This window comes from Oceanobacillus profundus (genome assembly GCF_003515705.1).
Taxonomy (GTDB): domain Bacteria; phylum Bacillota; class Bacilli; order Bacillales; family Amphibacillaceae; genus Oceanobacillus; species Oceanobacillus profundus.
On record NZ_QWEH01000001.1, the window covers coordinates 601,815 to 623,121 of the forward strand.

At 37.5% G+C, this 21,307-nt stretch carries 21 protein-coding genes; 20 read left to right on the top strand and 1 reads right to left on the bottom strand.

Annotated features, from left to right (window positions below; all coding sequences use genetic code 11):
- Nucleotides 1-8: 8 nt before the first annotated feature.
- From D1B32_RS02735 to D1B32_RS02820, 19 genes are all read left to right on the top strand, one after another.
- Nucleotides 9-1,268, top strand: a complete 1,260-nt coding sequence (locus D1B32_RS02735) for an NAD(P)H-dependent oxidoreductase (protein ID WP_095308020.1) — start codon at nucleotides 9-11, stop codon at nucleotides 1,266-1,268.
- Nucleotides 1,269-1,362: 94 nt separating this feature from the next.
- Nucleotides 1,363-1,719 carry a PTS glucitol/sorbitol transporter subunit IIA gene (locus D1B32_RS02740; RefSeq protein WP_095308021.1) on the top strand — a complete coding sequence of 119 codons (357 nt, stop codon included), beginning with the start codon at nucleotides 1,363-1,365 and terminating at the stop codon, nucleotides 1,717-1,719.
- Between the two features lie 87 nt (nucleotides 1,720-1,806).
- The gene (srlA, locus tag D1B32_RS02745; protein WP_095308023.1) at nucleotides 1,807-2,349 is read left to right on the top strand and encodes a PTS glucitol/sorbitol transporter subunit IIC; all 543 of its coding nucleotides are present in this window, start codon (nucleotides 1,807-1,809) and stop codon (nucleotides 2,347-2,349) included.
- 26 nt (nucleotides 2,350-2,375) lie between these two features.
- The gene (srlE, locus tag D1B32_RS02750; protein ID WP_095308025.1) at nucleotides 2,376-3,419 is read left to right on the top strand and encodes a PTS glucitol/sorbitol transporter subunit IIB; all 1,044 of its coding nucleotides are present in this window, start codon (nucleotides 2,376-2,378) and stop codon (nucleotides 3,417-3,419) included.
- 25 nt (nucleotides 3,420-3,444) lie between these two features.
- Entirely contained in the window at nucleotides 3,445-4,503 is a 1,059-nt protein-coding gene (locus D1B32_RS02755) for an alcohol dehydrogenase catalytic domain-containing protein (RefSeq protein ID WP_095308027.1), read from the top strand.
- 31 nt (nucleotides 4,504-4,534) lie between these two features.
- Nucleotides 4,535-5,542 carry a 2-hydroxyacid dehydrogenase gene (locus D1B32_RS02760; RefSeq protein WP_095308029.1) on the top strand — a complete coding sequence of 336 codons (1,008 nt, stop codon included), beginning with the start codon at nucleotides 4,535-4,537 and terminating at the stop codon, nucleotides 5,540-5,542.
- A gap of 101 nt (nucleotides 5,543-5,643) precedes the next feature.
- On the top strand, nucleotides 5,644-6,027 hold the full coding sequence (locus D1B32_RS02765) for a transcriptional regulator GutM (RefSeq protein WP_095308031.1): 384 nt from the start codon (nucleotides 5,644-5,646) through the stop codon (nucleotides 6,025-6,027).
- Nucleotides 6,028-6,257: 230 nt separating this feature from the next.
- Nucleotides 6,258-7,199, top strand: a complete 942-nt coding sequence (locus D1B32_RS02770) for a sugar-binding transcriptional regulator (protein WP_095308033.1) — start codon at nucleotides 6,258-6,260, stop codon at nucleotides 7,197-7,199.
- A 263-nt stretch (nucleotides 7,200-7,462) separates the two neighbouring features.
- Entirely contained in the window at nucleotides 7,463-8,407 is a 945-nt protein-coding gene (locus D1B32_RS02775) for a sugar-binding transcriptional regulator (RefSeq protein ID WP_095308035.1), read from the top strand.
- Nucleotides 8,408-8,836: 429 nt separating this feature from the next.
- Nucleotides 8,837-10,099, top strand: a complete 1,263-nt coding sequence (locus tag D1B32_RS02780; protein ID WP_095308037.1) for a PTS galactitol transporter subunit IIC — start codon at nucleotides 8,837-8,839, stop codon at nucleotides 10,097-10,099.
- Nucleotides 10,100-10,291: 192 nt separating this feature from the next.
- Nucleotides 10,292-10,990, top strand: a complete 699-nt coding sequence (locus D1B32_RS02785; RefSeq protein WP_118888574.1) for an SDR family NAD(P)-dependent oxidoreductase — start codon at nucleotides 10,292-10,294, stop codon at nucleotides 10,988-10,990.
- Between the two features lie 27 nt (nucleotides 10,991-11,017).
- A complete protein-coding gene (locus D1B32_RS02790; RefSeq protein WP_095308041.1) occupies nucleotides 11,018-11,767 on the top strand; it encodes an SDR family NAD(P)-dependent oxidoreductase in 750 nt (249 codons plus the stop codon).
- 22 nt (nucleotides 11,768-11,789) lie between these two features.
- The gene (locus tag D1B32_RS02795) at nucleotides 11,790-12,782 is read left to right on the top strand and encodes a thiamine pyrophosphate-dependent dehydrogenase E1 component subunit alpha (protein WP_095308043.1); all 993 of its coding nucleotides are present in this window, start codon (nucleotides 11,790-11,792) and stop codon (nucleotides 12,780-12,782) included.
- A 12-nt stretch (nucleotides 12,783-12,794) separates the two neighbouring features.
- Nucleotides 12,795-13,790, top strand: a complete 996-nt coding sequence (locus tag D1B32_RS02800) for an alpha-ketoacid dehydrogenase subunit beta (protein WP_118888575.1) — start codon at nucleotides 12,795-12,797, stop codon at nucleotides 13,788-13,790.
- Between the two features lie 12 nt (nucleotides 13,791-13,802).
- On the top strand, nucleotides 13,803-15,125 hold the full coding sequence (locus tag D1B32_RS02805) for a dihydrolipoamide acetyltransferase family protein (RefSeq protein WP_118888576.1): 1,323 nt from the start codon (nucleotides 13,803-13,805) through the stop codon (nucleotides 15,123-15,125).
- 13 nt (nucleotides 15,126-15,138) lie between these two features.
- Entirely contained in the window at nucleotides 15,139-16,518 is a 1,380-nt protein-coding gene (lpdA, locus tag D1B32_RS02810) for a dihydrolipoyl dehydrogenase (protein ID WP_095308049.1), read from the top strand.
- 121 nt (nucleotides 16,519-16,639) lie between these two features.
- Nucleotides 16,640-18,571 carry a fructose-1,6-bisphosphatase gene (locus D1B32_RS02815; RefSeq protein WP_118888609.1) on the top strand — a complete coding sequence of 644 codons (1,932 nt, stop codon included), beginning with the start codon at nucleotides 16,640-16,642 and terminating at the stop codon, nucleotides 18,569-18,571.
- A gap of 208 nt (nucleotides 18,572-18,779) precedes the next feature.
- Entirely contained in the window at nucleotides 18,780-18,956 is a 177-nt protein-coding gene (locus D1B32_RS23635; protein WP_158586190.1) for a hypothetical protein, read from the top strand.
- Nucleotides 18,940-19,269, top strand: a complete 330-nt coding sequence (locus D1B32_RS02820; protein WP_158586191.1) for a type II toxin-antitoxin system PemK/MazF family toxin — start codon at nucleotides 18,940-18,942, stop codon at nucleotides 19,267-19,269. The genes D1B32_RS23635 and D1B32_RS02820 overlap by 17 nt, the downstream gene beginning before the upstream one ends.
- A gap of 119 nt (nucleotides 19,270-19,388) precedes the next feature.
- Here the strand turns inward: D1B32_RS02820 and ric are convergent, their stop codons facing one another.
- On the bottom strand, nucleotides 19,389-20,087 hold the full coding sequence (ric, locus tag D1B32_RS02825; RefSeq protein WP_095308054.1) for an iron-sulfur cluster repair di-iron protein: 699 nt from the start codon (nucleotides 20,085-20,087) through the stop codon (nucleotides 19,389-19,391).
- A 213-nt stretch (nucleotides 20,088-20,300) separates the two neighbouring features.
- Here ric and D1B32_RS02830 point away from each other — a divergent pair, with 213 nt between their 5' ends.
- Complete coding sequence (locus D1B32_RS02830; protein WP_095308056.1) at nucleotides 20,301-21,305, top strand: LacI family DNA-binding transcriptional regulator; 1,005 nt, start codon at nucleotides 20,301-20,303, stop codon at nucleotides 21,303-21,305.
- Nucleotides 21,306-21,307: the final 2 nt, after the last annotated feature.

The following is a 21,307-nucleotide window of genomic DNA, read 5'->3' on the forward strand; positions in this document are numbered from 1 at the left end:
GATTTGTAATGTCAATTTATCATGAACTTCAATTAAGAGAACAAGAAAATAACCCAATCAAAGTAGGAGTTATTGGTGCGGGACAAATGGGATTTGGACTTATTACCCAAATATCTCGCATTCCCGGAATGATCGTCGGTGGAGTTTCGGATGTAAACGTTGAAAGAGCTCAAAAGGCAGTTGATTATTATCAGTCTCAAGAAAATAAGAAAGTAAATACATTGGTATCTTCAGATTATCGAGAAGTCATCCAGTCATCCAATGTGGAGGTAATTGTAGATGCTACTGGAGTACCTGAAGTTGGAGCAAATATTTCCCTGGAAGCTTTAAATTCTAGGAAACATCTAGTCTTATTAAATGTAGAAGTTGATATAACAATAGGTTCGTATATGAATTCATTGTTTCAATCTGCTGGACTAGTTTATTCAGGATCTGCTGGAGATGAGCCAGCTGCAATCGTTGAATTATATGAATTTGCCAAAACGATGGGAATGGAAGTCGTTGTTGCTGGAAAAGGGAAAAATAACGCATTAAAAACGACAGCTAACCCAGATACTGCCGCAGCAGAAGCAAAAGCTAAAAACATGAGTCCGCATATGCTAGCAGCATTCCAGGATGGAACCAAAACGATGGCTGAAATGAATTTATTAAGTAACGCAATCGGCTTAGTGCCAGATAAAGTAGGAATGCATGGCGTCGATGCTAATCTAGATGACGTTGCACAAAAACTAGATTTGAAAGAAAATGGCGGCGTTTTAAACAGCTTAGGAGTAGTAGAATATGTTAACGGTTTAGCACCAGGGGTTTTCGTTATTGTTAAAAGTGACCTAGAACCTGTTGATGAGGAACTGCGCTATTTATTAAAAGTAGACAAAAGTCATGGAAACCATTATACATTATATCGCCCATATCATTTAGCTAGTTTAGAAACACCCGTTACAATTGCGAAGGCTGTCTTACATCATGATACTTCTATTCATCCGCTTGGAGCTCCAATCTCAGAAACTGTAACGGTTGCAAAACGAGATATTAAAGCAGGCGAAACACTAGATGGCATTGGTGGTTATTCTGTTAGAGGTGTATTAGAAACACATCAAGATATGGAAGTGAATGGTCACATTCCTATTGGTCTAATTAGTGGTAATGTTGTTGCTAAAAGGGATATTAAAGAAGGTCAATTTTTAACACACGATGATGTAGAACTTGATCCTTCAACAACCGTATGGAAATTAAGAGCTTTGCAGGATCATATGTTTCGTGTTAAATAGTTTTTTACTGCCTAAGTGAAATTAATATTGGGTTCCTGGTGTAGGAAGATGATTAAGTTACAAGTCAACAAACACATAAAGGGAGGATAAAATCATGATGAAAACGAAAGTTCTGGAAATTGGAGCACTAGTACCAGATTTTAAAGAGGAGAGCTTATTAGTACTTTTTAATGAAACTGCTCCCCTTGAATTAAAAGATATCTCAGTAATTCACCGTTTTGAAGAACAACCTAAAAATGCTCTGCAGGAAGGAACAACACTTGTGATTGGTGATAAAGAATATACAATACAAAAAGTCGGGGATGAAGCAAATCCAAATTTTGAAAGCCTTGGTCACGTTTCGATTTATTTTAAAGACGATGAAACGGAAGAAATCTTACCAGGGGCAGTTTTAGTAACACCTAGTGAATTTCCAGAGTTAAATATTGGTGATTCAATTGAAGTTAAATAAGGTGGATACGCCCTTATAGTGCGTGGTTAACCACCTCTAAACGAGCATTTCCTTCTATATTACGTTATAAGAGAGGATGGAATTAAGATGGATTTTATGATCGCTATTGCTGATGGCTTTATTGGAATGTTTCAGGCGGGTGCAGAAGTATTCATGGGTTATATGACGGGGATTATACCTTTATTAGTAACGTTAATCACAGCTGTTAATGCGGTAACAAAAATGATTGGTGAGGAGAAGATAAATCGATTCCTGCAAAAAATTACGAAATATGCCTTATTACGCTATACCCTTGTACCACTTATCGCTGTATTCTTTTTTACGAACCCAATGTGTTATACAGTTGGACGTTTCATGCCAGAAAAATATAAACCAGCATTCTATGATTCTGCGGTTTCATTCGTGCATCCAATTACCGGTCTTTTCCCACATGCAAACTCGGCTGAATTATTTATTTGGCTAGGAGTCGCAACAGGGTATGCAACCGCTGGCGGCAGTCAAGCACAATTAGGTCTTATGTTCTTATTAACTGGTTTACTTGTGATTTTAATGAGAGGTCTTGTAACGGAACGAATCAGTGCCTATATGTTTAAAAAACAAGGTTATGAACGAATCCTTAACGAGAAATAAAGTAGAAACGCAGAGGGGGAAATCTTATGGCTAACCATAAGACGGTAATAGTGTCCAAAGGAAAAAATGGCTGGGGTGGACCATTAGAATTAACACCAACCGATGAAAAAAAATATGTCATCAGTGTTACTGGAGGGGGAATCCATCCAGTAGCAAGAGAGATTGCAAGACTTGCAGGTGCTGAGGTAGTTGACTCATTTAAAAATCCAGTAGCAAAAGAGCAAACATTGGTTGCGGTTATTGATTGTGGTGGGACAGCACGGTGCGGAACTTATCCAAGACTAAGAATACCTACTGTTAACGTTAAAGTAATGAGTCCATCTGGACCGCTTGCGAAATTTATGACAGAAGATATTTTTGTCTCTGGTGTAACTGTAGGTGATGTCGAGCTCGCTGATAGTGAAACAACCGTTGCTGCAGTACCAAAAACAGAAGTGGATGAGGCGGAAGTAAAGAATGCTGAAAAAAACAAAGAAACTGTAGCGGCTGCAGCTGAACCAGTAGAAGATAACAGTACAAACAATGAAATTGAGGGTAATAAAGGTGTTATGGGAATCATTGACAAGATAGCCAAGGGTGCGGGTAGCTTTATGAATATCATGTACCAAGCAGGTCGTGATACCATCGACACAATCATTAAAAATATAATCCCCTTTATGGCGTTCGTTGCAACGTTAATCGGGATTATCAACTATACAGGTATTGGAGAAATATTAGCAAATGTATTTGTACCACTTTCAAATAATATTGGTGGGCTAATTATTTTAGGTGTTATAACCGCGCTTCCATTCCTGTCACCACTACTTGCACCAGGAGCTGTTATCGGTGCAATTATCGGTACATTAGTTGGAAATGAAATTGCAAACGGTAACATTGATATGAGCATTGCACTTCCCGCATTATTTGCAATTAATGCACAGGTTGGAACTGACTTTATTCCGGTTGGCTTAACACTGGGGGAAGCGAAGCCGGAAACAATTAGTGTTGGAGCACCAGCAATTCTTTTCTCCAGAGTAATCACTGGACCACTAGCAGTTGTTATTGCTTACTTTATGTCGTTTACACTGTAGAAAAGATGATGAAAGGAGGATTAAAATGCTGCCAGATTCATTTCGATTTGGAGTTCTTCTAGAAGCCGGAAAAGCTGAAGTAAGAGAAGGAAGGCTGCCTGATTTAAAAGATGATGAACTGCTGATTAAGCAGGAAGCATGTAATATTTGTACAACCGATTATCAACAATGGCAGGGGAAACGTGAACATCAAGGATACCCCATGGCTGGTGGACATGAATGCTCAGGGATAATTGTCGCTAAGGGAGAAAAAGTAAGTAGCTCTTTAGAGGTTGGAGAGCGGGTCAGTGTGCTATATGACTACTGCGGGGATTGTGAGAAGTGTAAGAAAGGTGACATCACTTCTTGCAAAAGCATAAAACAATTTGGGAAAAATTATTCTGATCAATATTTTGGGATTTTTGGTTTTGCGAATTATTTTATCCGGAAATCCAAAAGTGTTGTGAAAGTTAGTGATGACTTATCTGCTTCTGAGGCAGGATTTGTTGAACCGTTATCATCCGTATTAAAAGGAATTCGAAAACTGCGGATTAACTCAGGACTGGACACTGTCGTTGTTATTGGTGGCGGTACAATGGGATTGCTTAATGCAGCAGTCGCTCAAGCAATGGGGGCAAGAGTCATTGTCTCGGAACGTAATCCCAAAAAAGTAGAGAAGATTAAACAAATGGACTTAGAATTAATTGATGCTGGTGAAACTGATCCAGTGGAGGAAGTTAGAAAACGAACAAATGGCAGCGGTGCAGATATCGTGATTGTTGCAGTCGGTACTTCTTCTGCAAATGAGCAAGCTTTGAATATGATCAAAGATGATGAAGGGAAGGTTCTTTTGTTTGCAGCGGGTTATCCAGCACCGGATTTAAATGTAGATTCCAATGAAATTCATTATAAGCAATGTGAACTTATTGGTACGTACGGCTCAAGCCTCGAGGATTTCAATAATGCAGCAAAAATGCTAAGTGAGCGCCGAATTGATGTAAGTCCTTTAATAGAAGAAGAGATTCCATTATCCAGAATTCAAGAAGCCTATGAAAAAGCAAGTACACGCGGTAATTATCGTATTTCTTTTTTGCTGCATGCATAAGCGTAGAGAAAAATAATCGGAGGGTGAAAAAATGAAATGTTTAGCAATAGCCGATTTATTTATAGATAAACAAATGATGGAAGAAGGTCTTATTAGTTTAAAAGAGCTAGGTATTGATATTACCGTCAAAGAATGGAAGCATAAAGATTTGGAAGCGTTACAGAAGGATAATATTAAACTAGAGTATGAAGGCAGTGAAGCAATTGCGCTTCCTTCTGAACTAACAGATGGCCTGGAAAACTATGATATTATCATTACCCAGTTTGCACCGATTGGAAAAGCAGTCATTGACCAATGCAAAAACTTAAAATTATTAGGTGTCCTTCGGGCGGGTATTGAAAATGTGAATAGGGAATATGCTGAATCAAAAGGTATTACGGTTTTGAATACACCTGGGCGCAGCACTACAAGTGTATCCGAATTTGCTGTTGGTATGATTCTAAGTGAAATCCGTAATATTGCCAGAGCTAACTATAAATTAAGAAACGGTGTGTGGGAAAAACATTATCCAAACGGTGTGCTTGCTCCCGAACTAAAGGGCTCAACAGTAGGTTTGATTGGATACGGTGCTATAGGCAGGCGGGTTGCAGAATTACTTCGCCCTTTTGGCAGTGAAATTCTATTCTTCGATGATTATTACCAAGGTGATACACCAGACACAAAAGTTGAAACCCTAGAAGAATTAGTGAAAGAAGCGGACATTATTTCAATGCACTACCGTCTAACGGAACAAACAAAGAACATGATTAATAAAGAACATTTTAGCATGATGAAAAATAATGCAGTGCTCATTAATACGGCTCGTTCTGGATTAGTTAACGAACAGGACTTGGCAGAAGCATTAAGCGAGAAAAAAATTGCTGGTGCTGCCGTGGATGTATATAATGTTGAACCATTGCCAAGCGATCATCCTTACAACGGACTGGATAATATTACGATTACACCACATATTGCAGGCTCAACAATCGGTAACTTTGCTAATTCGCCAATTATATTAAGTGAACGAATTATCGAAGCTTTAGAGCTGACAGTTCATTAATCAGAACAATGGGTGAACGGTTAAATTCTTCATCCATTGTTCATCAACCTCAGTTTCAATCTATCGAATAAATAACATCAATCAGAGCAGGAGGCGAAAAGATGGATCCCTTAGCATTCCTAATGTTATTAGTAGTTGTTCTTGTTATTCAAGCGTTTACGGGAATTTTACATGTGAAATATTATCAGAAAAAAGTAAAGAAGATTACCCAACAATATAGTGAAGGGTACCTTGGTGTGGGGATGACGAAAAAAATGTTTCGCGTTGGAAAGGTAGCTATTGTCGTTACAGATAAAAAAGGAACCATTCAGGAATGTAATATTTTATCAGGACTTACAGTTCTTTCAAGATTTGCAAAGTATAAAGAGTATGTTGGTGAAAATATAAAGGTTATTGATTGGGAGAAGAAGAAGCATAGGCTAGTCGTTCAAGATGCTGTTAAACGAGTAGAAGAGCAAATGAAACGAGAAGCAAAGGTAAGCTAAAGGAAGCAATTATAAAGGTAGAATGTTTCATAGCAAGTGTTAAAATGTAAGTGTTAAAATTAGAAATTTTTGTAAAAAACATGTAAACTTGGTACTGGAAAAGAAGTAATATTGAGGAATTTTGATATCGTTCTAAACTGTATGGATCTGGAGCAGTATTTAATCTATCAAATTCCCTCTCAGCTAAGACAGTAATCTAAATAATTTTCAATAAGAACAGGGTGTAGGAAATGTCCTATCTAGACGATCGGAGATTAATGGTTAAGATTGCAAATCTATATTATGAAGCAGGTGAAACCCAATCAACTATTGCAAAAAAAATTGGAGTAAGTCGGTCATTAATATCGAAGTATTTATCAAAATCAAAGGAATTAGGTATTGTTGAAATTATTATTCATGATGAGGATTATAGTACCGTATCAAGTTTAGAGACAAAGCTAGAAAATCAATACGGATTACGTGAGGCAATTTGTGTGCCTGATACGGAACAAAGTAATTCTAAAATTCAGTTGGGAACGGCGGCAAGTAAATATTTGCATAGAATGATCAGGGATGATCAGGTTGTTGGAGTGTCTTCCGGAACAACTTTATATGAGGTTGCAACCGCAATGTCATCTAATCAGCATTTCCCAAATGTATGCTTTGTTCCTATAGTTGGGGGAATGGGAGACGAGCGTGTAGATATACATGCAAACCATATTGTTGCTAAGCTTGCGGAGGCATTGAAAGCAACCTATCACCTTTTACATGCTCCAGTTGTTGTTGATTCTAAAGAGACGAGGGAAATAATTCTGAAACAACCGTCTATAAAGAATACATTGGAATTGGGAAGCAAGGCAGACATTGCGATTGTAGGAATAGGCGGAACACCAGAGCATTCAACCATGGTTCGATCCTATATTAATTCTGGTATAACAGATGATCTGGATTTTGATGAAATTGCTGGTGATATTTGCTATAACTTTATTAATGAAAATGGAGAAGTAGTAAACAATTCCTGGAATGAAAAAACAATTACACTTGAACTAAATAAGTTAAAGCAAATCCCCCTAGTTGTTGGAGTAGCTGCTGGAGTCGAAAAAGTGAATGCTATTAAAGCGGCATTAAGAGAAGATTTAATTGATGTATTAATAACCGATGAAAAAACTGCTAGATTATTACTGGAAGGTTAGTATTATAAGGATGCTAACCTTTTTTAGTGCGCTAGTATTAGAATTGTACTGCGAAAGAAAGTAATAGTAGTCTTTGACCAGAAGAAATTTCTGCATAATTCATATAGTAGGAGCTGCTGTCTGAGTATGCAAAAACAAATTCTAGTACATCTCTATTTTAAACAGCTGAAGATAATTGACAGCGTTTCATCTGTTCTATATGATAATGTACAAACGTAATATGATAGAACAAATATAATTTTTTCAAAGAAAAGAGCGGTTGTATGTTAGATTGGGAAGAACGACGTTTAATGGTGAAGATAGCTAAGTTATATTATTTTGAAGGTTGGACTCAAGCCCAAATCGCAAAAAAACATAATGTTTCCAGACCTGTCATTTCAAAACTGTTAAATGCTGCAAAAAAAGAAGGAATCGTGGAAATCTATATCAAAGACGAGACAATTCATACGATTGATTTAGAACAGCAGCTTGAGAAGAAGTTTGGATTAAAAGAAGTTATTGTTGTCTCTACTGCAGGTTTTACGCAGGAAATGGCTAAGAGGCAGCTTGGAAAAGCAGGAGCATCCTATATTAGTAAAAACCTAAAGAATATTAAAAACATAGGTATTTCTTGGGGAAGTACACTTTTATCTTTGGTTGAAGAATATCCATATGAACGAAATGCTCATATTCGTATTGTACCAATTATTGGTGGAATGGGTAACAATTATGTTCATTTACACTCCAATCAGCTTGCGTTTAATTTAGCGCAAAAAATGAATACATCCTGCATGTATCTTTATGCACCAGCAATGGTTGAAAGTGACGATTTAAAAGAGATGCTCGTTCATACAAAAGATATCGCTATGGTATTAGAAGAAGGTCGAAAAGTTGATATGGCTGTCGTAGGGATAGGAAATCCATTTAAAGATTCAACTTTAGAAGTGATGGGATATTTAAAGGAAAGTGATTTAACTTCATTAAAAAAGGCAGGAGCAGTAGGTAATATCGGATCTTGCTTTTTTAATGAAGTTGGAATGGAGATAGATCACCCCTTAAATGATCGTTTTATCGGTTTAAATATAGAAGAGATAAAGAAAATACCTGAAGTAATTGGCATTGTTGAAGGTTCACATAAACTGGAAAGTATAGAAGCAGCTCTTGTTGGTGGATGTTTAAATGTTCTTATAACAGACGATCGTACTGCACAAGCTTTATTAGATAATTAAAATAGATGCATCCCTTTTTCTTATAGAAAAGGGATGCATTTATTTGTTGCTACAAAAAATTAGATTCAATTTATGTATAAAATAATCAATTGTTCTGATTGGTTACGAATGTTAATCATGATATTATACAAAGATATGACATTAAGTTGTGATGAAAGCGAATACAAAATCGATATTATTGGTGATAAGATAGAATTATTAAGTAACTGTTAATAGTGGATTTACTTTCATACCGGTTAGTAATGCAGTTAATGTAAGCGATATCAAATAATAGGATCGTTTTGGGAGGGAGTTCTAACTTACATAATAAATCGATGAGAACAAATGAAATTCGCTTAACTAAGGAGGTATTGATGAAAAAGCATATGAAGATTGGTAAGCAAATTTAAATTAAATAGAATTATATTTTTCACTCAAGGGGGAAACAACATGCAAGGATTCGTAGATTTTATACAAGGTTTCTTAGATTTAGGTGCTACCGTAATTCTACCAGTAGCAATCTTTTTGCTTGGCTTATTTTTTGGACAAAAGCCTGGAAAAGCATTTCGTTCGGGTTTAACTATTGGAGTTGCTTTTGTAGGTATATTCTTAGTGATAGATTTGCTTGTTTTAAACCTTGGTCCTGCGGCACAAGGGATGGTAGAACGATTAGGGGTTAACTTAAATGTTATTGATATTGGTTGGCCAGCAGCTTCATCTATTGCTTGGGCATCCCCGCTTTCAGCATTTATCATTCCTTTAGGGTTAGCTGTAAATGTTGTTATGCTGGTTACAAAAACAACCAAAACGATGAATGTTGATATTTGGAATTTTTGGCACTATGCATTTATGGCAGCAATGGTTTATGCACTAACTGGAAACGTTTGGATAAGCCTTGCCGCAGCGATTATCTTCCAAGTTATCACACTAGTGATGGCTGATCGCTTAGCTCCAATGGTTGCTGATTATTATGAAATGCCAGGTGTGTCGTTAACTACTGCAACTACACTTTCTTACGTCCCGATTGGTATTCCAATCGTAAAGCTGCTTCAAAAAATCCCTGGGTTAAAGGATTGGGATGCAGATCCAGATTCAATTCAGAAAAGATTTGGTATTTTAGGAGAATCGATTTTCATTGGACTCGTACTTGGAGCAGGGATTGGTGCATTAGCTGGATATAGTGTGGGTGATATTATTGAAATCGGTATGTCGATGGCAGCGGTAATGGTTTTGATGCCGCGAATGGTAAAAATTTTAATGGAAGGATTAATGCCAGTATCGGAATCAGCACGGGAATGGTTAAATAAGCGATTTGGAGATAGAGAGATTTATATTGGACTTGATGCAGCTGTGGCTCTAGGTAATCCCGCAGTAATTTCAACAGCATTGATTCTTGTTCCAATAACAGTCGTATTAGCAGTGATTTTACCTGGTAACGCATTACTTCCGTTTGGAGACTTGGCAACGATTCCGTTTATTGTTGCATTTATCGTAGGTGCTGCGCGCGGAAATATTGTTCACTCCGTTATTGCAGGAACCATTGTAATTGCTATGTCACTCTACATGGCGACAGACTTAGCTGTGATATATACTGATATGGCGGTGAAAGCAGAGTTTAATATGCCTGAGGGAGCTACCATGGTTTCAAGTATTGACCAAGCAGGTAACTTAATTCATTACGTCATTTATAAAGTAGTTGAACTTTTCCATTAAATAATAGCTAAAGGAATTCATTGAACACGGTTCATTTAGGACATAAATAATACCACCTCTCTTCCATTTGCAGAGAGGTGTATTTTTGATTACGATAAGAACATATGTCACTTTAATGTTGACAAAATGCTATTCATAAGTTATATTTTATACAAATGTAACTACTAAGAACAAATGTAAAGGAGGTTGGAGATGATTCAATTTGATTTACAGAACAAGGTAGTATTTGTTTTTGATGGCGATCATCAAGTAGGCAAAGAAATTATTCGGTTATATACAGAAGCAGGGGCAAAGATATTGTTTTTAAGCAGAACGGCCCCAGAGGATGAAAGCATATTTATTTTAAAATATAAAGATGGATCTTCTAGTAATGATATAGGTCCAGTGAATCTTGAAAATAGTTCATTTCTTCAAGGATTACCAGATTTACATCAAATTGATATTATTATTAATAATTTGGAAACGGATACAGGAAAGGAAATTATAGATATAACCCCTGAGGAATGGGAGAACGTAATGTTTATTAATTTGGATGTACCTTTTCAATTAATAAAAATGATAACTCCATTGATGGAAAAGCAAAATGATGGAGTAATCATTAACGTCTCCTCAACGAGTGCGATAGATGGGGGGAATGGTGATACTGCCTATGCTGCTAGTAAGAGTGCATTAGAATCCATGAATAAGGCCCTATCCAGAGAGTTAGCGTCAAGTAACATTAGAGTCAATGCTGTAAGTGTTGGGAAATATGACACAAGTGATTCTATTCCATTGGGGCGCAAAGTAACAGCAAGCGAAATTGCCAATATCATATTAATGCTAACAACACCGATGGCGAGCTATATGAATGGGCAAACGATTCTATTAGATGGTGGAAAAACACTAGCTTAAGAATGGCTATTAAAATAGGGTGAATATATGGAGCGGAAAAAAGCAATCTTGGTTATTGGCGGAGCGGCGGGAATTGGAAAGGATTATGTGAAAAATAGAGCGGCTAGGGGAGATTCTGTAATATTTACAGATCTAAATAAAGAGGCTGGGGAAGCATTAGTTAATGAATTAGCTTTAAAAGGTAAAGAAGCAACCTTTTTTCAGCATGATGTAACCGATTGGGAGAATACGAAGGGAATAATAAATAAGGTGATCAAACAGTTTGGAAGAATAGATACGCTTGTACATTCTGCAGGCATTACGGTATCTAAATCTTTTGAAGAGCTGACCTTCCCGACGTGGAAAAAAACAATTTCCGTAAATTTAACAGGATTATTCTACGCTGTAAAAGCTGTAATCCCGGAAATGCTGCATCATAAAGGCGGTAATATCATTATCATCGGATCAGGATCAGCTATTACTGGAACTGGCGGTGGTGTTCATTATGCAGCATCAAAAGGTGGAGCGTTTGGATTAATGAGGGCTATTGCCAGTAAGTACAGTCACTTAGGAATAAAAATTAATCTTGTTGCACCAAGGGTAATTCAAACCGAAATGCTTGATCGGCTATACCCGACAGAAGAGAGCTTGGAGAAATTAGTACAGAAAATACCCGTAAGAAAAATTGGAACGTTGTCTGATACAACGAATGCAATAAATTTCCTGGCTTCTAAAGAGTCCGATTTTATACAAGGACAGGTGCTGCTAATTGACGGCGGAAGAACATTTTTATCATAAAAACAAAGGGAGAGTGAACAGAATGGAACAAACCAAAACATTAAAACTCGTTCCAGAACTATCAAATGAAAAATTGAAAGGGCTTTACAAACAAATGTGGTTAATTCGCTACTTTGATGAACAAGTAGATCAATTCTTCGCAAAAGGAATGATTCATGGAACAACTCACTTGGCTGTTGGGCAGGAAGCAACTGCTGCAGGTGCATGTGCATTGCTTTCCGATGAGGATAAAATTACAAGTACACATAGAGGACATGGTCATAGTATTGCAAAAGGCGGCCGTGTCGATAAGATGATGGCAGAATTATTCGGAAGAACGACTGGATATTGTAAAGGAAAAGGCGGTTCCATGCACATTGCGGACTTGGATAAAGGTAACCTTGGAGCAATGGGGATTGTCGGTGGTGGAATACCTTTAGCTGTTGGTTCGGCGCTTACAGCACATATGAAGAAGCTGGACTATGTAACGGTTTGTTTCTTTGGTGATGGTGCGTCGAATGAAGGAAGTTTTCATGAAGCGATCAATATGGCTTCGATTTGGGATTTACCGGTCGTGTTTTTCTGTGAAAATAATCAGTATGGCATGTCTGGTAACGTAAGTGAAATGACAAATGTGGAGAATATTGCAGATCGTGCTGCTGCATATGGTATTCCCGGCGTTGTTATTGATGGAAACGATATTATCGAAGTCATCAATGCTACCTATGAGGCGACAGAACGTGCGCGTCTTGGAGAAGGACCAACATTAATAGAAGCAAAAACTTATCGCTGGAAGGGCCATTCGAAAAGTGATGCGAAAAAATATCGTACACGTGATGAAGAAAAGGATTGGAGAGATAATCGGGATCCAATCAAACGATTCAAGGAAGACTTGGTGGAAGCTGGAATTGCAACGGAAGATGAGTTAGAAACGCTGAAGAAAGCAGCTAAGCAAGAGATGGATGATGCAGTTGAATTTGCTCAGAATAGTCCAATGCCGTCACTGGATGAATTATTAACGGATGTATATGCATAGGAGGGGATTTTAATGAGAGAGATAACTTATTTAGAAGCTGTCAGAGAAGCAATGAGTATTGAAATGCGTAAAAACGACGATGTATTTTTAATGGGTGAGGATATTGGTGTTTATGGTGGAGCATTTGGTGTATCACGTGGAATGATTGAGGAATTTGGTCCGGAACGTATCCGTAACACACCGATTAGTGAAGCAGGAATAGCAGGTGCAGCAGTAGGTTCTGCATTAACGGGAATGCGCCCGATTATGGAATTACAGTTCTCGGATTTTATCACAATTGCACTGGATCAGATTGTAAACCAAGCTGCGAAATTACGTTATATGTACGGTGGAAAAGGAAAAGTTCCAATGGTTGTTCGAACACCAAGTGGCTCTGGAACAGGAGCAGCAGCACAGCATTCACAAAGTTTAGAAGCTTGGGTTACCCATATTCCAGGGTTAAAGGTAGTACAGCCATCAACTGCATATGATGCGAAAGGGTTACTGAAAGCAGCCCTGGATGATGATAACCCAGTTATTTTTTATGAACATAAACTATTATATAAAACAAGCTCGGAAGTGCCGGAAGAGGAATACAGCATTCCATTAGGAAAAGCAGAAGTGAAGCGTGAAGGAACAGATATTACAATTGTTGCTACTGCTATTATGGTTCATAAAGCACTAGAAGCAGCAGCGGAGCTAGAAAAAGAAGGAATCAGTGTCGAAGTTGTTGATCCGCGTACCCTTGTTCCATTAGATACAGAAACGATTATCAAATCAGTTGCAAAAACAGGGCATCTCGTTGTCGTGCATGAAGCGGTAAAACGTGGTGGATTTGGAGGAGAAATTGCCAGTATGATTGCTGAAAGTGAAGCATTTGACTATTTAGATGCACCAATCAAGCGATTAGGCGGTGTAGAAACACCGATTCCATATAATCCAGAATTAGAAAAAGCCGCCATTCCGCAGGTACCGGATATTGTAAATGCTGTAAAAGAAACGTTAACGAAAAAAGCTGTGGCCAAGTAAGGGGGAGCGGACATGTTAAAAGAAGTGTTTATGCCGAAATTAAGTAGTACGATGGAAGTTGGTACCTTACTTGAATGGTTTAAAGAAGAAGGAGAGTCCGTTGAAGTAGGAGAACCTTTATTTGAAATCATGACGGACAAAATCAATATAGAAGTAGAGTCCTATGAAGAAGGAATTTTGCTGAAAAAATATTATGATGTGGAAGATGAGGTTCCGGTAAATGAGATTGTCGCATTCATCGGGGAGGCAAATGATAAGGCACCAGATAATCCGCCAGCAGCAAGTAATGAGGAACAGCTGGAAGAAGAGGCTGCAGCAGAAAAAGCAGTTTCACAGGAGGAAGCTGCAACGAGTGGAGCATCAATCAGTAAAGTACGGGCTACTCCTGCAGCAAGAAGGGTAGCTCGAGAAAATAACCTGTCCATAGAAATCATTCAAGGAACAGGTTCAAATGGTCGTATCCATGAACAAGATGTCATAGCAGCACTAAACACGGATTCTAGTAAACTTGTAACCCCTCTAGCAGCGAAAATTGCAGCAGACCAAGGCATTGACCCTGATTCTATTCAGGGAACAGGTGCGAGAGGGAAGGTCGTTAAACAAGATGTGTTAGGTCAGCAAAATACTTCAGCTCAAGAAACAGGAGAGCTGGAACGAATCAAATTAAAAGGTCTTCGTAAAGCTGTTGCGGATAAGATGTTACAAAGTGCACGCTCTATTCCACATGTAACGTTAACAACAGATGTCGATATGTCAAAAGCCATCGAGGTACGTAAGGCATTATTGCCAACAATCGAAGCGCAAACTGGCTATCGGGTATCCTATACAGAAATTATTATGAAAGCTACTGCAAGTGTACTGAAAAATCATCCAAGAGTGAATGCATCCCTTATTGATAATGAAATTGTTATGAATCAAGCAATTAATCTAGGATTGGCAGTTGCTGTTGAAGATGGATTGATTGTTCCTTCTGTACCAAACGTTGACAAAGCAGGTCTGGCAGAATTAACAACGCTAAGTAAAGGGCTTGGGACGAAAGCGAGAAATAACAAACTGACACCAGATGAAATGCGAGGAAGTACGTTTACGATAAGTAACTTAGGAATGTATGCAATAGATGGCTTTACTCCAATTATTAATGCACCAGAAACAGCAATTCTAGGTGTTGGCAGAATCGTAGAGAAAGCCGTAGTGATTGATCACGTTGTTGAAGTGCGACCAATGATGGTATTAAGTCTTTCTTTTGATCACCGAGCAATTGATGGTGCACCTGCTGCAGCCTTCTTAACAGAGCTAAAAGAACGTTTAGAAAATCCATGGACATTATTGGTATAGGGGGCTGGGAGCAATGCAAAAGTTTGATGTAGCAATCGTTGGTGGTGGACCTGGCGGTTATGTAGCAGCCATTCGTGCAGCAAAGCAAGGACTAAATGTCGCTTTAGTTGAGGGAAGAGATTTAGGTGGGACATGTTTGAATAGAGGATGTATCCCATCGAAGACACTATTAAAACATGCGGAAGTACTAGATCAAATTAAGAATGCACAAGCGTTTGGCATCACCGTAAATGATGTTTCCTATTCGATTGAAGCAATGGTAAAAAGAAAAAATACGGTTGTAAACACGTTGAAAAATGGAATCAAAGGATTGCTGAAACAAAACAAAATTAAGGTTTTCGAAGGCTATGGCGTCGTATCAGAAAATAAAACAATAATTATTTCTTTAGCTAATGAAAATACGACCATTCTAGCAGAAAATATTATACTTGCAACTGGATCCAAACCATTTGTACCTCCGTTACCTGGTTTAGATGAAGTTTCTTACCATACAAGTGACACGATTTTTGATATTGAAGAGGTCCCATCTAAGCTGGTTATTGTAGGTGGAGGTGTAATTGGATTAGAAATTGGGTGTATTTTTAATCGCTTGGGTACAGAGGTAGAAGTTGTCGAGATGGCTGAAAGTATCATCCCGAATGAAGACGAAGATGCAACGAAATTTCTAACAAAGCAATTGAAAAAAAGCGGCATCTCCATTCATACAGGAACGAAGATTACCGGGTTTAAACCGAATAACGGAAAAACAATTGTGGAGATGGAAAAAAATTCGAAGAAACAAATGATTGAAACAGATAACGTTTTAGTTGCAGTTGGAAGGGAACCAAACGTAACAGGAATCGAAGACCTTCCTATTGCGTTTGAAGGGAAATTTGTAGATATAAATCAATCCATGGAAACGTCAATCTCTGGAATTTATGCGATTGGTGATTTAGTTGGAGGCTACCAGTTAGCGCATGCTGCAAGTGAAGAAGGAATCAGGGCTGTTAAACATATCGTAGGACAGGAAGTTCATGGAGAAGCAATTATCCCGCGTTGTGTCTATTCATTCCCGGAAATTGCAAGTGTAGGTTTAACAGAAACGGAAGCAAAAAAAGCAGGATATCAGGTTAAAGTTAAAAAAGTCGATCTTGCTGCCAATGGAAAAGCAATTACTGCCAATGAAAACAATGGCTTCATGAAAATAATTGCAGATGAAAAATACGGTGAAATTCTTGGTGTTGTGATGGTTGGTGCTCATGTAACAGAGATGATTAGTGCAGGTACTGCGTTTATGCATTTAGAAGGTACGGTAGAGGAAATTGAAAGTATGGTTTTCCCGCATCCGACCGTTTCAGAAGCATTGTTTGAAACCGCAGCAGCGTGGATGGGAAATGGTATCCATTATAATTAAGAGATAAACGAAATAAAACGGATAAACCAAAGACTAGCAATTCATTTCTGCTAGTCTTTTTGGTATAGTAGTTGCAATAGCTTATATCTACATAAAATGACTTCAAGAGGGGATGGATATGTTGAAGGAGAAATTCTTAGACTTATTGGCACAGAAATATGATAGTGAAGAAAAAGTAGTTACAGAGATTATTAATCTGGAGGCCATCCTCGATTTACCAAAAGGAACAGAGCACTTTGTAAGTGACTTACATGGGGAGTACCAAGCCTTTCAGCATGTATTACGAAATGGTTCCGGTAAAGTGAAGGAAAAAATCAGGGATATTTTTAAACATGAATTATCGGAAGAAGAAATTAATGAATTCGCGACATTAGTCTATTATCCGGAAGAAAAACTGCAATTAATACGGGATCAATTTGACAATAATCAAGAATTAAATGCATGGTATTCCAAAACGATTGATCAGATCATTCGGCTCATTCCCTATGCGTCTTCTAAATACACTCGATCCAAGTTACGTAAAGCATTACCGAAGCAATTTGTATATATCATAGAAGAGTTGCTTTACAAAACTGATGAATATACAAATAAAAAGCATTACTATTCCAAGATTGTCCAAAAAGTAATTTCACTTGGTCAGGCGGATAAACTCATTATAGGTCTTGCCTATACGACGCAACAGTTAGTTGTCGACCATCTTCATGTAGTGGGGGACATTTATGACCGTGGTCCTGAACCAGATAAAATCATGGAAGCGCTTATCAATTATCATTCCCTGGATATACAGTGGGGAAATCACGATGTACTATGGATTGGTGCTTTTTCAGGGTCGAAGGTTTGTCTAGCTAATATACTCCGGATCTGTGCGCGGTATGACAATTTGGATATTATTGAAGATGTGTATGGCATCAATCTTAGACCACTTTTGAATCTTGCAGAGAAGTACTATGAGGACAATCCTGCATTCAGACCAAAAAGACATTCCAATAAACAGCAATCCGCAGAAGAACAATTACAAATCACCAAAATACATCAAGCAATCGCAATGATTCAGTTTAAACTCGAGATGCCAATCATAAAACGACGTACTTACTTTAATATGTCGAAAAGGCTTTTACTAGAAAAAATCGATTATGAAAACAATGAAATTACGATTCAAGGAAACACCTATTCCTTGGAAAATACTTGTTTTGCAACCATTAATCCAGACCAGCCTGATGAATTATTGGAGGAAGAAAAACAAGTAATGGATAAGCTATTATTTTCTGTCCAGCATTCAGAAAAACTAGCAAGGCATATGGAATTTTTAATGAAAAAAGGCACACTTTATTTAAGATATAATGGGAATTTATTAATACATGGCTGCATGCCGATAGATGAAAACGGGAATATGGAAAAAATGGTTATCGAAAATAAAGCATATGCAGGTCGTGAGCTACTTGATATTTTCGAGCAATATTTGCGATATGCTTTTGCAAACCGCGAGGTAACCGATGACCTTGCAACGGATATGGTTTGGTATTTATGGACTGGAGAATATTCCTCCCTTTTTGGGAAAAGGGAAATGACTACCTTTGAAAGGTACTTTATTAAGGATAAGGCTACACACAAAGAGAGAAAGAACCCATATTATTATTTGCGAGAAAAGGAGGAGATTTGCAGAAGGATTTTAGAAGAATTTGATCTTGATCCAGATCAAGGTCATATTATCAATGGCCATACACCAGTGAAGGAGATTGACGGAGAAAATCCGATCAAAGCAAATGGTAAAATGATTGTCATTGACGGCGGCTTTTCAAAGGCTTATCAGCCAACAACAGGAATTGCGGGTTATACATTACTATATAATTCGTTCGGTATGCAATTGGTTGCCCATCAGCATTTTAGCTCGAAGGAAGATGTTTTGCGAAATGGTAATGATGTGCTGTCTGTAAGACGATTAGTAGATAAAGAGCTAGAGAGGAAAAAGGTGTCCGAAACGAATGTTGGCGAAAAGCTGATACAGGAAATTAATATGTTGAATAGTTTGTTGAAGTACAGGTATATGAAGTGAAGGTAATAATGCACTTATAAATACACTATTGACAGGGAATATAAAATGAAAATACACTCATTACTACTGATATCAGTGGTTGTGGGTGTTTCTTGTTTTGTCCGTGAGCGTGTATGGTAACTTTTATTGTTCAGTCATTGCAGGAATATAATGACTACAGTACAATTAAAAGTGTAAAATTTACTTTAGTAAGGAGGAAAAGGATAAAGTGTCTGCGGAAGAGAAGATTATTGAGGAAATTGAAAAATTGCCTAAAGAAACGAAAAAGCATGTATTAAAAAAGCTTCATGAAAAGTATTTTACTAAGCATGAAGTGTTTGTAGCAGATGAAAACTATGATTTCTGGCTAAATGAAAAGGATGAGGAATATGAATCCGATATATAGTCAGGGTGATGTATGGCTAGCAAAGGTATACTTTAAAATGCAGGAGCAATTTAAGCATCGACCAATTGTTATAGTAGGTCGGGATATCACGATTGATATTGACATAATTATTTCTCCTATAACAAGTAGTGAACCAAGAAATGAGTTCGATGTAATCATTCATTATTGGAAAGAAGCCGGATTACGACACCTTTCAGTTGCTCGCACGACAAAGATTCATGCGGTACCTCGATCATCATTGATCAAAAGAATTGGATCTCTACATGAATATGACCTTCAAAGAATTCTTCAGAAGTGCAGAACACTTTTTTAAACTTCAAACGTTTATCGGCCACTCTTTTAAAGGGTAGACTAAAAACATGACTTCTAGTAGCTTTATTGGGTACACATGAAAAAAAGAGATCGGAAGTCAATCACTTCCGATCTCAAATTTTATGATTTAATCCGTTTAAACAGTACATTATTTTCTAAGTGAACGTGCTGGAATGTATCTGTTTCTAACTCAGCTAATCGTGCATACGTTATTTGATAGGAATTGCAAGCTCCAGCCGGAGGGATGAAATCATTTGTAATTTCTCGCATTCTTTTTAAAATGTTCCCCTGTGATTCGTGCTCATCCTCTAAACCACCATTCTCTATATGAATCTGCTCTGCAAGCTCTTGACTTGGATTTTTTTCATATTCCTTAACCAACGGAAATACTTCATTTTCTTCTTTGACCATATGTGCTTCCATATCCACTTTAAAATCATTATATAATCTGTGCAGTTCTTGAAGATGGGGATGAGCATCTCCATGTACACGAAAAATTTTGGTTACAAACTGTCCTAATGGAGAAAGTTCTTCATTTAAATAAGCATGGTGTTTGTGGACAATATGATCTACTAATTCGGAAAGTGGCACCCGGTCCCAATCGATAACTTCATGATCTTCTTTACTCCAGATTTCAAATGCTGTATTCAATTCTGATAGAACGGCTACTTCATCCATGTTTTTTTCAGTAAATACTGTACCTAATGGGCGATCCCCACCACAGCAAAAGTCGATACGTCGTTTCTTGAATAAATCACTCGCTTTTGGAAAAACCTTCACGATTTCTGCTGGTGTATGCTCAACTGTAAATGAATTCATAATATGACCTCCTATTTATCAATCTATCTTTATGATAAATGAGGTTGTTCGTTTTTTCTGTGATGGAAATCACATGGATTAAGATTATCCGATCAATTTAATTATATTCTAATAAAATAAAAATAATCCCTTGTAAAACGCTTACAACTATTATATACTTTTACTAAATCGGTTTACTAAATCGATTTAGTAATGAATTTTAGGAGCAAACAGATGAAAAAGACGACAATAGCTGATGTTGCAAAACATGCAAACGTATCAAAAAGTACAGTATCTCAATATCTGAACCAGCGCTTCGACTATATGGGGGAGCAAACAAAAGAACGGATTGAAAAGGCAATTGCTGAGTTAAAATACAGTCCCAATATTTTGGCAAGGGGTCTGAAGCAAAAATCTTCCACAACAATTGGTGTTATTGTAGCGAATATTTTACATGTGTTTTCCACACAAGTTATCCGAGCTATTGAAGATTTTTGTAATGAAAAAGATTTCCACGTTATTGTTTGTAACGCAGATGATGACCCGGTTAAAGAAAAACGGTACATTGAGATGCTTCGAGCAAAACAGGTGGATGGGATCATTGCCTTTCCTACTGGAGAAAACGTTGAGTTATACAAAGGAATAATAGAAGAAAATTACCCAGTAGTTTTTATGGATAGATTGATTCCTGGGATTACCATTAATACGATTTTACTGGATAATGAACAAGCAGCATTTTTAGCGGTTGATGAATTTATAAAAAAGGGACATGAGCGTATAGGAGTGGTTTCTCCTCCATTAACGCAAAACGTTACGCCAAGATTTGAACGTATGGAAGGGTATAAAAAGGCATTAGAGAACTATGGCATCCAGTTTAATCCAGATTATATTCAAAGTGGAGAGATAGAGGAAATGCACAGGAAATTAAAGCAAATGATGTGTTTGCCTGTGCCTCCAACTGCAATACTTGCAATAAATGATCGTACGTTAATTGAAATATTAACGTACACAAAAGAAGAACAGCTGCGGATACCAGAAGATTTGGCATTAATCAATGTCGATGATGTATCTTTTGCAGGCATTTATAATCCAGCACTGACAACAATAGCCCAGCCGGCATTTGAAATGGGAAAAAAGGCAGCGGAAGTTCTTTTTGATTTGATGCGTGACAAAAATGTATCTGCCGATGCGAAAGTATATCGTTTTAAACCAGAACTAATCGTAAGAGAATCTTGTTAAAG